Origin of the sequence: Kurthia massiliensis, assembly GCF_000285555.1 — a bacterium.
In the GTDB taxonomy this organism is placed as follows: Bacteria; Bacillota; Bacilli; order Bacillales_A; family Planococcaceae; genus Kurthia; species Kurthia massiliensis.
The window spans coordinates 628429-642164 of sequence record NZ_HE610997.1; the positions used below are offsets into that span (position 1 = coordinate 628429).

The 13736-nt window shown below is 39.8% G+C and carries 11 protein-coding genes, 1 pseudogene and 1 riboswitch; of the genes and pseudogenes, 4 read left to right on the forward strand and 8 right to left on the reverse strand.

Annotated features, from left to right (window positions below; genetic code table 11):
* Window positions 1-3: 3 nt before the first annotated feature.
* A complete protein-coding gene (locus tag KMHG_RS07415) occupies window positions 4-1173 on the reverse strand; it encodes an MDR family MFS transporter (RefSeq protein ID WP_010288367.1) in 1170 nt (389 codons plus the stop codon).
* Between the two features lie 157 nt (window positions 1174-1330).
* Between KMHG_RS07415 and mnmL the strand changes: the two genes are divergently transcribed.
* Window positions 1331-2302: a tRNA modification radical SAM protein MnmL/YtqA gene (gene mnmL, locus KMHG_RS07420; RefSeq protein ID WP_010288368.1), complete on the forward strand. Its 972-nt coding sequence runs from the start codon at window positions 1331-1333 to the stop codon at window positions 2300-2302.
* A complete protein-coding gene (mnmM, locus tag KMHG_RS07425) occupies window positions 2299-2901 on the forward strand; it encodes a tRNA 5-(aminomethyl)-2-thiouridylate-methyltransferase MnmM (protein WP_010288369.1) in 603 nt (200 codons plus the stop codon). The genes mnmL and mnmM overlap by 4 nt, the downstream gene beginning before the upstream one ends.
* 42 nt (window positions 2902-2943) lie before the next feature.
* Here the strand turns inward: mnmM and KMHG_RS17475 are convergent.
* Both KMHG_RS17475 and KMHG_RS07435 read right to left on the reverse strand, forming a co-directional pair.
* Window positions 2944-4384 (reverse strand): annotated as a pseudogene (locus KMHG_RS17475) (alanine/glycine:cation symporter family protein).
* 331 nt (window positions 4385-4715) lie between these two features.
* Window positions 4716-5519, reverse strand: coding sequence for an alpha/beta hydrolase (locus tag KMHG_RS07435; protein WP_010288373.1), 804 nt, complete (start codon window positions 5517-5519; stop codon window positions 4716-4718).
* 120 nt (window positions 5520-5639) lie between these two features.
* Between KMHG_RS07435 and KMHG_RS07440 the strand changes: the two genes are divergently transcribed.
* On the forward strand, window positions 5640-6167 hold the full coding sequence (locus KMHG_RS07440) for a gamma carbonic anhydrase (RefSeq protein WP_010288374.1): 528 nt from the start codon (window positions 5640-5642) through the stop codon (window positions 6165-6167).
* Between the two features lie 205 nt (window positions 6168-6372).
* On the opposite strand, the gene qoxD is transcribed toward KMHG_RS07440, so the two are convergent.
* Genes qoxD through qoxA form a run of 4 tightly spaced genes read right to left on the reverse strand, consistent with a single transcriptional unit; the run spans window position 6373 to window position 10204 of the window.
* The gene (gene qoxD, locus KMHG_RS07445; RefSeq protein WP_010288375.1) at window positions 6373-6654 is read right to left on the reverse strand and encodes a cytochrome aa3 quinol oxidase subunit IV; all 282 of its coding nucleotides are present in this window, start codon (window positions 6652-6654) and stop codon (window positions 6373-6375) included.
* Between the two features lies 1 nt (window position 6655).
* The gene (locus KMHG_RS07450) at window positions 6656-7258 is read right to left on the reverse strand and encodes a cytochrome c oxidase subunit 3 (protein ID WP_010288376.1); all 603 of its coding nucleotides are present in this window, start codon (window positions 7256-7258) and stop codon (window positions 6656-6658) included.
* Complete coding sequence (qoxB, locus tag KMHG_RS07455; RefSeq protein ID WP_010288377.1) at window positions 7258-9219, reverse strand: cytochrome aa3 quinol oxidase subunit I; 1962 nt, start codon at window positions 9217-9219, stop codon at window positions 7258-7260. Before qoxB ends, KMHG_RS07450 begins: the two co-directional genes overlap by 1 nt.
* A 58-nt stretch (window positions 9220-9277) precedes the next feature.
* Window positions 9278-10204, reverse strand: coding sequence for a cytochrome aa3 quinol oxidase subunit II (gene qoxA / locus KMHG_RS07460; RefSeq protein ID WP_010288378.1), 927 nt, complete (start codon window positions 10202-10204; stop codon window positions 9278-9280).
* Between the two features lie 933 nt (window positions 10205-11137).
* Between qoxA and KMHG_RS07465 the strand changes: the two genes are divergently transcribed.
* Window positions 11138-11410 carry a phosphocarrier protein HPr gene (locus KMHG_RS07465; RefSeq protein ID WP_010288379.1) on the forward strand — a complete coding sequence of 91 codons (273 nt, stop codon included), beginning with the start codon at window positions 11138-11140 and terminating at the stop codon, window positions 11408-11410.
* Between the two features lie 721 nt (window positions 11411-12131).
* Here KMHG_RS07465 and metK read toward each other — a convergent pair.
* A complete protein-coding gene (gene metK, locus KMHG_RS07475) occupies window positions 12132-13325 on the reverse strand; it encodes a methionine adenosyltransferase (protein WP_010288382.1) in 1194 nt (397 codons plus the stop codon).
* 238 nt (window positions 13326-13563) lie between these two features.
* Window positions 13564-13678: riboswitch (SAM riboswitch) on the reverse strand.
* Between the last annotated feature and the right edge of the window lie 58 nt (window positions 13679-13736).

Consider the following 13736-nt stretch of genomic DNA (forward strand, 5'->3'; position numbering starts at 1 on the left):
TTTTTATATCTTTTGTTTCTTTAATGGAATATGGTACAGCAAATACGGAATAATCGATACGGCTAAAATCGCAATTAACATATAAAACGTAAAATGCATGCCGAAGTGGTCAGCTAGTAAACCACCCATTAACGGACCGACCATACGACCTGTCGTACAAAAACTATTGATCAAACCTTGGTAAAACCCATCGCGACCTGGTGGTGAAAATGCGCTGACGACAGTCGGTACTGTCGGCCAGACGAAAATTTCACCGAACGTTAAAATGACCATCGCAACGACAAACATCGTAAACGTCTCGGCGAAACTTAACACGAAAAATGACACCATGAAAATGATAACACCTGTCACCATTAAAATTTGATAACGATCGCCAACTTTTCGAACGATCGGTGCAATTAATGGCTGACCACAAACGATGAGTAAGCCATTAATTGTCCATAAATAACTATACTGCGTCAACGAAATGCCGATTTCTTGCGTATACGTTGAAATCGTCGTCGTCCATTGAGAATAAACTGCCCATCCTAGCAAAAATCCGATCCCTAAAATGCACAGTGCATATAATGAAGATTTATCTTTAATGCGTTTCCCTTCACTCACAACGTTCGTCGGTGCCATACCGCGGCCTTGCGGTATTTTTTTATAACTCATCGCAACAACAAAGAACACGACATACATCAAGAAGTTCGCCGCAAAAATATAATCGAAACTTAAATTTGCAACAATCCCGGCAAGCGCTGGACCAAATGCGACACCTAAGTTTTGTGCTAAATAAATCGCATTAAATCCTCTGCGCCCCCCTTCTGGCCATGCGGCGCCGACCATTGCGAACATACATGGGAAAATCATGCCGCCACTAAAACCGATAAACGTTAAAAACCAGACGTAGTATGGCCACCCGTGCCAAAACGTCAAACCGAGCAATCCAATGAGCGTTAAAAACGTCCCGATTAAAATTGTTTTGTGACCACCAATACGGTCAAATAAAAAACCACCTAGTAAGTTCCCAACAATTGCTGCAGCGGAATTCGCCATTAAAACGAGGCCTGCAACGGTTAATGATTGGCCTAGATGATTGTGCATATAAATCGTATTGAGGGGCCATAAAAATGAACTACCGACTGTGTTGATTACCATACCAACGATAAGTAGCCACACACTTTTTGGCATATGTCGCCCTCCTCCATTAAAAATCTCTCGCCATCTTACCAGATGAGGACTTAAATTGACAACTCCTTTTACCGAAACTCGTACTTTTGGCTGAAAAGAAAGTGGTCGTCTGACAACGCGCATCGTGTTACAATGAGTTGTTGAGGAGTGAAAGAACATGACAGAAACAAATCCATCACAATTTCCTTTCCCATCAGACGGAAAGCGTTATTTCACATGGAATCGCTATTTACGCGATGAATTTGGTTGTAAAGTATATAAAGTAGCACTCGATGCAGGTTTCGATTGTCCGAACCGTGACGGCACGGTTGCTTTCGGTGGCTGTACGTTTTGTTCAGCTGCTGGTTCAGGTGACTTTGCGGGCGACCGTGTCGATCCGATTCCTGTACAATTTGAAAAAATTAAAGAACGCATGCAACATAAATGGAAAGACGGCAAAACGATGGCGTATTTCCAAGCTTATACGAATACACATGCACCACTTGAAGTGTTAAAAGAAAAATTCGAAGCGGCCCTTGCTTGTGAAGGTGTTATGGGTTTAAGTATTGCAACACGCCCTGACTGCTTACCAGACGATGTCGTCGAATATTTAGCAGAATTAAATGAACGCACATATCTTTGGGTAGAATTAGGCCTTCAAACAATTCATGAACGCACAGCGAATATTATTAACCGTGCGCATGATTTCAAAACGTATGTAGAAGGCGTTGAAAAATTACGTAAACACGGCATTCGTGTATGTACGCACATTATCAACGGTCTACCATTGGAAGATTATGATATGATGTTAGAATCTGCGCGCGTCGCAGGTCAATTAGATGTCCAAGCGATCAAAATCCATTTACTTCATTTATTAAAAGGAACGCCACTCGTAAAACAATACGAAAAAGGCCAACTTGAATTAATGGAAAAAGACGCTTACATTCAACTAGTCGCTGATCAATTAGAAGTCATTCCACCTGAAATGGTTGTACAACGTATTACAGGTGACGGCCCAATCGACTTAATGATTGGACCGATGTGGTCAGTAAACAAATGGGAAGTATTAAACGGAATTGATGCCGAGCTAGTGAAACGTGATAGCTGGCAAGGTAAATTTTATAAGAAAGAAGAAGTGACAACTCAATGAAGCTAGAACGCGTATTAGACTACGCGAAAACATTGCTACGTAAATCAATTGATTTTGGAGATGTCGCCATTGATGCGACAGCTGGTAACGGCTATGACACATTATATTTAACAGAGCTCGTTGGCGACACAGGGCATGTTTTTGCCTTTGATGTACAACAACAAGCGCTTGACGCTACGAAAGCACGTCTGAAAGAACATGGCGTATTTGAACGTACGACCCTTATTTTAGACGGACACGAAAACTTTGCAAAACACGTGGATGAACCAATCGGTGGCGCCGTATTTAACTTAGGTTATTTACCAGGAGCCGATCATACGTTAACGACACAAGCACAAACGACGATCACAGCAATTGACGCGATGCTTGAACAAATGAAAATCGGTGGTATCGTCGTACTCGTTGTCTATCATGGACACGAAGGCGGTAAAGAAGAACGTGACAACGTCTTACAATATGTAGAACGCTTGCCTCAAAAACAAGTACACGTGTTACGTTATGATTTCTTAAACCAAAAAAATGATCCACCTTTTATCGTAGCGCTAGAAAAAGTGAAACCATATACACAGTCGCCTTTAAAGGAAACTGTCGCACAATAAAAAAGTGGCGCTGCGCCTGCAGCCCCACTTTTTTTATTACCTTTATTTACGTTTCATCCAGAAGTCCGCATTTTTAATGCCTAGTTTCTCTGGATTAAATACAGGATCTTGTCCTGCTTTTTTCTGTTGTTCGTAATCTTTTAATGCAATCAGCGTCGGTTTTACGAGGAATAACAATGCGATGACATTGACCCACACCATAATACCGAGACCGATATCACCTAACGTCCATGCAGATTCTGCTGGATGGACAGCACCGAAGAACGTTGCAATTAAAATGACCACTTGCACGACGCGAATCATCACTTTTTGTTTGTTACCATCGAAAATAAAAGCAACGTTCGTTTCAGCGATATAGTAGTAAGCCATCGTTGTCGTAAACGCGAAGAAGAATAAGGCACATGCGACAAAAATCGTACCGAAGCCTTCAATTGGGAATGCTGCATTTACCGCATGTTGCGTAAACGCTGTACCCGCTTCAACGCCTGGTAAATTTTCAACGATAAAGTTTCCTTTACCTTCTCCTTCTTGCACGTTATACATACCTGTAAATAACACCATGAAAGCTGTTGCTGTACAAACTAAAAATGTATCTAAATAAACAGATGCTGCTTGTACGAGACCTTGTTTTACAGGATGTGATACTTCAGCCGCCGCTGCTGGGTGAGGACCTGTACCTTGCCCTGCTTCATTTGCATAAATCCCACGTTTAACACCCCATGCAATCGCCGCACCTAAAATTCCTGCGAACATTTCATCGGCACCGAAAGCGCTACGGAAAATAAGTGAGAACACCGTCGGAATTTGATCGACGTTCATGAAAATAATAATTGCTGCAACTAAAATGTATGCAATCGCCATGAATGGGACGATGACTGATGCTGCATTCGCGATACGTTTTACCCCACCGACGATAATTAAGCCTAAAATGATACAAACGGCTAAACCAGAAACCCAATGTGGCAATTCAAATGCATTGTACATCGCATCTGCAATCGCATTTGCTTGGACAGTCGGTTGTAAAAATGACATCGCAATTAATGCCGCTACTGCGAAAATCATGCCAAGCCAACGTTTACCCGTATATTTATGTATGTAAAATGCGGGACCGCCTCGATATACACCATTTTTCTTCTCTTTATAAATTTGCGCAAGTGTTGATTCGACGTAAGCTGTTGCTGCACCGATAAACGCAATGACCCACATCCAAAAAATCGCACCAGGACCACCAAATGCAATCGCTGTCGCTGTACCTGCAATATTCCCGGTACCGATACGACCTGAAAGTGCCATCGACATCGCTTGGAATGAAGATACCCCTGCTTCTGATTTTTTTGCCGGTAAACAACTGACCGAACATATCTTTAAAAAACCGTACTTGTACGCCTTTTGTGAGAATCGTAAAAATTAAACCGACAAGCATAATGCCGTAAATCATCCACGGACCCCATAGTAAATCGTAAATCTTGTTCATGATTTCCATACTATCTAACCCTTTCTTATTTTCCCGATACTTTTCTAAAACAATAAACTCATTATATAAGACAAACATTTGAAAAGGAACGTTATTGCGTAAGAAAATAAGTCATTTTAGCAAAAAAAGTACTTATTATCTATTTTATGTCCTCTCTAAAAATACAAAACATATTTTTTTATGTTTTATAAACGTAATAAAATCGCCATTTTTACTGTTTTTGGATTTAAATACTAATAATTGTCCTCTCAAGAAACACTTTAGGTATTATCCAGTATATGACACCAGACGAATAACAAACGAAAAAAACCACTCTCAATTCAAATTGAGAGTGGTTTTGTTATTCTACAATATATCCAATATTTTTTAAGGAGTTAAATAGGAAACTTTCTACATAATCAAACATTAATTCTCGTTCAGGTTCTAAATATAAATCGTGATGGCATTTCGGCCATTCTTTATAAATAAATTCACTCAAATCTTGTTGAATGAGCCATCGTTTACTATAGCTAACATCTACAACTTTATCCATACCACCGTTCATCATCAGTACAGGGACATTTGGCAGCTTCTTCTCAGATTGCTGTAATGCCTTCATGAAATTGTGTAATTCATTGTACCATTTCACGGTGACAGTCGAATTATATAAAATATCATCTTTTATTTCTAAGTAAGCATCATAACTACGCGTCAGTTGTTTCGTTGTGACTTCGTGGTGAATTTTTAAAGCGCCAGCAACTTTACTAAACCCTGGTAGCGCGTTAGACATACGTGATGGCTGATGGCGCAAATGGAACCATGCAGATGTTAAAATAAGGCCGGCGACTTCGTAGTTATATTTTTGTACGGCATATAAACCGAAAATCGCGCCCATTCCATGGCCAAATATAAAGACCGGCAAATGATATTCAAATGCAGTATCAACCATCCGTTTTACGTAGCGTTCATATGATTTCAATGATTCGTCATGTACACGTTTATGTGCACTATCCTCTCCATGCCCTGGCAAGTCCCCTGCGATCACATGGAAGCCTCTTGAGCGCAATTCCTCAATTAGCCACGCATAACGTCTATGGTGCTCATATGCACTATGGATGACGACTGCGACACCCCTCGCCTGTCCATCAGCTTCCCATTTCCACATAATATATATCGCTCCTTCTCGTTACTGTCTCTATTGTAACGCATAAATGTACATAACTGTTCCATTAATGTTTTGAGTTTGGTACGATTAAATTAAATTTTTAAGAAAAGAGGAGATTTTATGCTATACCCGTTTAAAGACAACGAACCGACAATCGATCCTTCTGTATTTTTAGGAGATGGCGTTGTCGTTACAGGTGATGTCACGATTGGCAAAGGCTCATCTATTTTTTATAACACAGTAATTCGTGGTGACGTCTCACCGACAATTATCGGTGAACGCGTGAATGTACAAGATTTATGCTGCTTACACCAAAGTCCTGCACATCCACTCATTTTAGAAGATGGTGTATCGATTGGTCACCAAGCAACGTTACATAGCTGTCACGTGAAGAAAAATGCTTTAATTGGCATGGCTTCAATCATTTTAGATGGTGCTGAAATCGGCGAAGGTGCTTTTATTGGTGCTGGTAGTCTCGTAACACAAGGAACAAAAATCCCACCGAATACGTTAGCGTTCGGGCGCCCTGCGAAAGTCGTGCGTGAGCTTACAGAAGAAGACCGCAAAGATATGGAACGTATTCGCACACAGTACTACGAAAAAGGCCAATATTATAAATCGGTACAGCAATCTCCTATCTTACGTTAATGTCCAGAGGCGGGGTCAAAACATTTCATTTTCCTTTTTTAGCGTTCGCAACAAAAAACCGGAACCGCGCCACAGTGCGATTCCGGTTTTTTTATACTCATTTGAGATGGTGTTTTTACGCTTATGCCCCAGCCTCTTTTTTGCGCATACAAAAAGGCTACGAGTTTACTCGTAGCCTTTTTTCGGGGAACTTAGCCTTTTGGGATTAGTAACCCCAAACCATACATAATAATGAACCTAAGATTGTAACGATACCGATACCGAATGCGAATAATGTCGCAGCCCAAATATCGACTTTATCATCAGTTTCACCAATGTGCATGAATAACATTAATTGGACAGCTGCTTGAATCAATGCTGTAACAAGCAGAATAATCATACCTACAACCATAGATACGTCAAACCACACAACGGACAGTGCAGCGATTGTAAGGATTAAAGAGCCGATAAACCCAACGACGTGTTCTTTAGGAAATAACTCTGCCATATTACATCAATCCTTTCAAGTAAATAAAGCTGAAGATGAAGATCCAAACTACATCAAGGAAGTGCCAGTATAGAGAGAAGATAAACGCTTTGTTCGCTGTACGAGCAGTAATACCTTGGCGAGCAAGTTGAATGATAATCGCAGTACCCCAGAATAAACCGAATGTTACGTGGGCACCGTGAGTACCAATCGTAGTCATTAATGACGATACAAATGCACTTGTCGTGATTGTAGCACCATCATGAACATACGTGAAGAACTCATCAATTTCAACTACTAAGAAGCCTAAGCCTAATAGTAACGTTAAGATGTAGAATACGATCATCGGTTTTTTACGGCCTAAACGCATAGCGTGTACACCTAAACCGATTAAGAATGAACTTGTTAAAAGTAAGAATGTTTCAATTAAAACTGGTCCTAATTCAAAGATTTCTTTGCCTGTTGGACCTGTACCTGTACGTTCATGTAACGTGAAGTACACTGTAAATAATGTTGCGAATAAAACGATCTCCGCACCTAGGAAAATCCAGAAACCGTAAATGTTAAGACGGTTTTGCGTAGTCGAATATTCTAATGGTTGACTGTGATCAACGTGATGAGCCATTATTTAGCACCTCGCAATCCGCCATTTTCGTCGTAAAGACGTTCTGTTTCTTCGACTTCAGCAACATGGATATGGTAACCGTCGTCTTTTTGGAATGAACGGTAAGCCATGAATACTAAAGTAATTGCTAAGAAAATTGCAGCTGGAATCCATTCGCTCCATACGAAGAAGAAGCCCCATAGAGTCATAGCAATACCTTGCCAGAACGCACTTTGTGAGTTGTTAGGCATGTGGATATCTTCAATTTTACCAGCTTGAAGGTCGCGGCCTTCTTTTTTCGCGAACCAGAACTCATCAAGACGAGTAACTGTTGGAATTACAGCGAAGTTGTAAGCTGGAACTGGGCTATGTGTGCACCATTCAAGTGAACGTGCATCCCATGGGTCAGAACCTTCGTTACGTGGTGCGTAACGGAATGAATAGTAAATGTTGTAAGCAACTAAGATGAATGATACGGCTAAACCAAGGGCACCGATGAACGATATCATTGATAAAGGACCGTAACCTGTAGATGCTGAGTAAGTGTACATACGACGAGCGTAACCGTCTAAACCTAGGATGAACATTGGGAAGAATGCTACGTTGAATGAGATAGCCATAACCCAGAATGCTGCTTTACCAAGTTTTTCGTTAAGACGGAAGCCCCAGATAAGTGGCCACCAGTAGTGGTAACCTGAGAATAATGCGAATACTGTACCTGGGATTAATACATAGTGGAAGTGAGCAACTAAGAATAACGTGTTGTGGTATTGATAGTCGGCACTAGACATTGCAAGCATTACCCCTGTAACCCCACCGATAGTGAAGATAGGAATAAAGCCTAAAGCGTAAAGCATTGGTGTTGTGAATGAGATCTTACCGTGACGCATTGTAAGCAACCAGTTGAAGATCTTAACACCAGTTGGTACTGCGATTAACATTGTAGTGATAGAGAATACACCGTTTGTTAATACACCGTGACCCATTGTGTAGAAGTGGTGGGCCCATACTAAGAATGCTAGTACAGAGATAACTGTCATAGCAGCTACCATTGAGCCGTAACCGAATAAGTTTTTACGTGAGAACGTAGCGATAACTTCTGAGAAGACACCGAATGCTGGCAGGATTACGATGTAAACCTCAGGGTGACCCCATACCCAGAATAAGTTAGCGTAAAGCATGTCCATACCACCGTCAGACATAGCGAAGAATTTAGTACCGAATTGACGGTCTAAAGTCATCATCGCCATACATACAGTGATAACTGGGAACGCACAAGTGATGATTAAGCTAGTGATTAAAATTGACCATGTGAACATAGGCATTTTCATTAGCGTCATACCAGGAGCGCGCATTTTCATAATTGTTGTAATGAAGTTGATACCTGTCATTAAAGTACCAAAACCAGAAATTTGGATTGACCAAGCGTAATAGTTGTTACCTACGCCTGGGTTGTATTCAGGACCAGATAACGGGAAGTAACCTGTCCAACCTGCGTTTGGTGAACCACCAAAGATAAATGAAATGTTGATTAAAATCGCACCAGCGACTGTTAACCAGAAACTTAATAAGTTTAAGCGTGGGAACGCTACGTCACGTGCACCAATTTGTAAAGGTACAGCAACGTTCATTAAACCGATTACGAACGGCATGGCAACGAAAAGAATCATTAACAGACCGTGCGTTGTAAAGATTTCGTTATAGTGAGCTGAGTTTAATAACCCATTCTCAGGAATTGCAGTTTGCGCACGCATTAATAATGCGTCGACGCCACCACGGAATAGCATGATAATTGCTACAAAGATATACATTACACCGATGCGCTTGTGGTCAACTGTAGTTAGCCATTCACTGTATAACCAACCCCATTTTTTGAAGTAAGTTAAACCAATTAGAACAGCTAAAGAAGCAACAACGATACCGATAAAAGTACCGAATACCATAGGTTCACTAAGCGGTGCAACGATTGCGTCAAAACTCATCAATTTAGTGTGACTCCTTTCTTGCTTCTACTTAGAAGATAATTATTCAGTGTAAATCTTAGTGACTTTCTGTGTGACGGTGAATCGTTAATTTACCGTTAGCTGTTTGAGCAGCTTTAGATTCGTTGTAAGATTCTGCTTCCATCATCTCATGGTGAGATGCTGGTGCTGGACTGAATGATAAGTGAGTAGAAGAGAAGCTTTCGCGACCAACGTGAGCCGCGTTAAGTAATTCGTTGAACTTTTGTTCAGTTAATTCAGGCTCTTCAGCTTTTACGTCAGAAACCCATTCGTCATAGTCATCTTGTTTCATAGCTTGTACTTCGAATTGTTGAGCTTCGAAGCCAGGACCATTGAATAAGCTGTTACGACCGAAGTATTCACCTGCTTCGTCTGCTGCAAGGTGAATTGTTGTTGTCATGTCACTCATAGCGTATTTTTGACCCGCTAATTGTGGAACCCAGAAACTTGTCATCATACCGTAAGAGTACAGACGGAATTCGATTGGGCGATCTGTTGGAATGTTCACATAGTTAACCGTTTCGATGTTTTCTTCAGGATAACTAAAGTGCCATTTCCATTCAGAAGAAGCTGCATAAATCACTAAAGGTTCTTTATTCGCATAATCTTCTGTTTGTGGATTTTCTACCTTTTGTAATGACCAGATTGTTACAACTGATAAGAATGCTACGATCATAATTGGAATGGCAGTCCACCAGAACTCTAATTTACGGCTACCTTCTTCAAAAGGTGGTTCGTAATCGTCTGGTGTTTTACTTGCGCGATATTTAACTAACATCACAACAAGAATAATGTACACCGCTAAAAGAATAATGACCATTGTAGCGATCGAAATTAAGATGGTAGTAGAAAGTGTACGAGCGTTCGGACCTTTCGCGTCAAATACCATCAATGGTTCACAGCCAGATAATACAAGGGCCATAAACGCCATAACAATCGGCATGATTAGTACTTTTTTTCTCATGTTGTACTCCCTTCTAAAACAACTATTCTAAATAAGAATGTTGAATGGATATTGAAGTGTGTCCCCCGATATTTAGTTTGTAAGGTACAAATTAAATAGGTGTGAATGCGCAGGATGATTGATTTGTGCCCAAAATCTTCACTAGAAGCTAGCGGTCAATACTTCGATTCCCTCATAATTGTGATTCAATCAAAAAAACAAGAATCGGTAGTATGTACCCTTTTTTCAGGAAGTTTCAGGAAACCCAAGCTCACAAACCCTTCGATTGAAGATATCAACCTCCATTACAATTCATTTTGAATTATAAACCTAACGATACGGTAAAAAAATAGAAATATCGTCATTTTCACATTTTATTTAAATGTTTTTGAACGTTCTGTGTACACGATTGCAAAATAACAAATTTTCCTTCTTTTTATTAGGCCAAAATATTCTACATTTCTCCTATATTTTGTCTTTTTAGCAACTATTACATGCTTCGCTTCAAAAGTAACCTTTTACTCACCTACAAAAATGACAAAATCCTATCTATATAAAAAATAGCCAGGTGGCCACTCTCCTCCCCTATCGTCAATGGTAGATCTTATATTTTTGAATCTTTCATTCGTTTCTTTTTTTAATATATTAATGACACCTTTTCTTTTAGCGATCATCTATGACACTAAAACGTTTTATTTGTTATCCTAACGACTAATACAATTTCATAAACATCATCCTACTATAGCATTAGCACCAATCGTTCTTCTATGTTATTCTTACATTAATAGCATTGAATGGTAGTAAGATGAATGAACTGTGATATTTATTATGTTCCAATTTAAAGCAACCATCGTTGTTCATTGAAAATGGTTGCCGCCTTATGTATCGTAAACAGCTTTACATAACCGGAAATCACTCACTACTGTATAACTGAATATTCGAGGAGGAAATTCAATGATTTCAAAACAATTTATCATTACAGCACCAGAAGGTTTACACGCTCGCCCAGCTGCAGAGCTTGTAAAAGTTGCTTCTAAATTCCAAGCAGATACGACTTTAGTATTTGACGGTAAAAACGTAAACTTAAAATCAATTTTAGGTGTCATGTCTCTTGGTGTACCAAGTGGCTCTGAAATTACATTAAACGTAGACGGATCAGATGAAGATTTAGCGATTCAAAAAATCGAAGAAACATTCACTGTATCAGGTCTTGGTGAAGTTAAATAATTATTCACACTATTTAATAAGAAGAAACCGCAAAAACTTATAACGTTTTTGCGGTTTCTTTTTGAATAGATTCGATATATAAACAGTTACGACCGTTATTTTCGCAATATACAATGCATCGTCTGCACGTTTAAATAACGTTTGTAAAACTTGCGCCGATACTAATCGTCAAATGAATACATTCACCGTTTTAAATCGGTCAATATCAAAAATGACGAACGTATAATTCGTTACTTGCCAACGCTTTTCTAACTGCTCCTCATAAAATGTGCGGTTTTTCACATTTGCATATGCAAAGCGTCAATGAGGAAATCTTGATAATGTAAAAGATCTTCTACATAGCCATGCTTTTTTAAAAGCGCCATCCACTCTGTCATCACATCGATTAAATGCGATTTCGTACTAAGTGATTGATACGCTTTTTTGAAATAATATTTAGCTATTGCATAAGCATCCGATAACAACGCATAATTGCGTTCGCATTCATCCCCTCCCTCCTCACTCCGTTTCTTGAGGGAGGGGTATTCTACGAAGAAATGATAAATACTGGAATCGAATCATCCTTTATTTATATAAGCAGTCACATCCCAATACATTCGTCGTATTTATTATTGTTCACTACTTCGATATTACTATTTACCTCTCTTTTTAAGTTTTAAATTCTTTTTTCTCAACAAAAAAAGGCTCAGCATTTGCTGAGCCTTCTAGATACAAAGATATATTAGTTAAAGCGTGCTTTTAAAGCGTCTGCTTTGTTTGTATCTTCCCAAGGAACATTTAAGTCTGTACGACCGAAGTGACCGTAAGCAGCTGTTTGTTTGTAAATTGGGCGACGTAGATCTAGCATTTTAATGATACCTGCTGGGCGTAAGTCGAATAACTCACGTACAGCTTCTACTAGTTCTGCTTCTGTCACTTTACCAGTACCGAACGTATCGATAGCAATTGATACAGGTTGTGCAACACCGATTGCGTAAGCAAGTTGTACTTCCGCACGATCTGCAAGACCTGCAGCAACGATGTTTTTCGCTACGTAACGTGCAGCATAAGCACCTGAACGGTCAACTTTCGTTGCATCTTTACCAGAGAAAGCACCGCCACCGTGACGTGCGTAACCACCGTAAGTATCTACGATGATTTTACGGCCTGTAAGACCTGCGTCACCTTTAGGACCGCCGATAACGAAACGGCCTGTTGGGTTGATAAAGTATTTTGTGTCTTCATTTAATAGTTCTGTAGGAACAACTGGTTTGATTACATGTTCATGTAAATCTTTTTTGATTTGTTCTAATGTTACTTCTTCGTCGTGTTGTGTAGAAATAACGATTGTATCAACACGTACTGCATGTTGATTTTCGTCATATTCTACAGTTACTTGTGTTTTACCGTCAGGACGTAAGTATGATAATGTACCATTTTTACGCACTTCTGTTAAACGACGTGCTAATTTATGTGCTAAAGAAATTGGTAGTGGCATAAGTTCTGGTGTTTCGTTACAAGCGTAACCAAACATTAAACCTTGGTCACCGGCACCAATTGCTTCGATTTCTGCATCAGACATAGAACCTTCACGTGATTCTAACGCTTGGTCTACACCTTGTGCGATATCAGGTGATTGTTCACCAACAGCAACAAGTACTGCTAAGTTTTCAGCATCGAAACCATATTTACCGCGAGTGTAGCCGATTTCTGCTACTGTATCGCGAACGATGCCTTTCATATCTACGTAAGTAGATGTTGTTAATTCACCTGTTACAAGCACTAAACCTGTTGTAACAGTCGTTTCACATGCAACACGTGCGTTTGGATCTTTTGCTAAAACAGCATCTAAAATTGCATCTGAGATTTGGTCACAGATTTTATCTGGATGTCCTTCTGTAACACTTTCTGAAGTAAATAGTCGACGTTGAGCCATTGTATGGTTTCCTCCTATACGAGTTCGATAGATACGGTACTCATTATCCGTGTAGCATCTTTAATAAGAAGAAACATTCATCGAACCGTTCTTCTCCTAATGCCAGCCAGCCTAAGCTGCTTCTACACGAGTATTATAGAAAGTGCCAATTTGGCGATTGCAATGACAATCGAAAAATAAAAAAACCCTTCGCTCATAGTGTTTATGAGGAAAGGGGTAATTTCGTAAGCACCTTTCACTCTTATCGTTCAAGGAAAATCCTTGCATCAGATTAGCACCAACGCATGTCGTGAAAAAACATGCAGGTTGCCGGGTTTCATTGGGCCTGACCCTCCACCAGCTCGGGATAAGAGTATCCGTTCAATTTTCAATATTAATTCATTCTAATATGAAAGTCAATTGTTTCGTAAG

Excerpts from the sequence above, each read along its gene's own strand:
- KMHG_RS07440 (WP_010288374.1), top strand. The coding sequence starts at position 5,640 with ATGCTATACCCGTTTAAAGACAACGAACCGACAATCGATCCTTCTGTA.
- qoxD (WP_010288375.1), bottom strand. The coding sequence starts at position 6,654 with ATGGCAGAGTTATTTCCTAAAGAACACGTCGTTGGGTTTATCGGCTCT.
- KMHG_RS07450 (WP_010288376.1), bottom strand. The coding sequence starts at position 7,258 with ATGGCTCATCACGTTGATCACAGTCAACCATTAGAATATTCGACTACG.
- mnmM (WP_010288369.1), top strand. The coding sequence starts at position 2,299 with ATGAAGCTAGAACGCGTATTAGACTACGCGAAAACATTGCTACGTAAA.
- mnmL (WP_010288368.1), top strand. The coding sequence starts at position 1,331 with ATGACAGAAACAAATCCATCACAATTTCCTTTCCCATCAGACGGAAAG.
- qoxB (WP_010288377.1), bottom strand. The coding sequence starts at position 9,219 with ATGAGTTTTGACGCAATCGTTGCACCGCTTAGTGAACCTATGGTATTC.
- qoxA (WP_010288378.1), bottom strand. The coding sequence starts at position 10,204 with ATGAGAAAAAAAGTACTAATCATGCCGATTGTTATGGCGTTTATGGCC.
- KMHG_RS07435 (WP_010288373.1), bottom strand. The coding sequence starts at position 5,519 with ATGTGGAAATGGGAAGCTGATGGACAGGCGAGGGGTGTCGCAGTCGTC.
- metK (WP_010288382.1), bottom strand. The coding sequence starts at position 13,325 with ATGGCTCAACGTCGACTATTTACTTCAGAAAGTGTTACAGAAGGACAT.
- KMHG_RS07415 (WP_010288367.1), bottom strand. The coding sequence starts at position 1,173 with ATGCCAAAAAGTGTGTGGCTACTTATCGTTGGTATGGTAATCAACACA.
- KMHG_RS07465 (WP_010288379.1), top strand. The coding sequence starts at position 11,138 with ATGATTTCAAAACAATTTATCATTACAGCACCAGAAGGTTTACACGCT.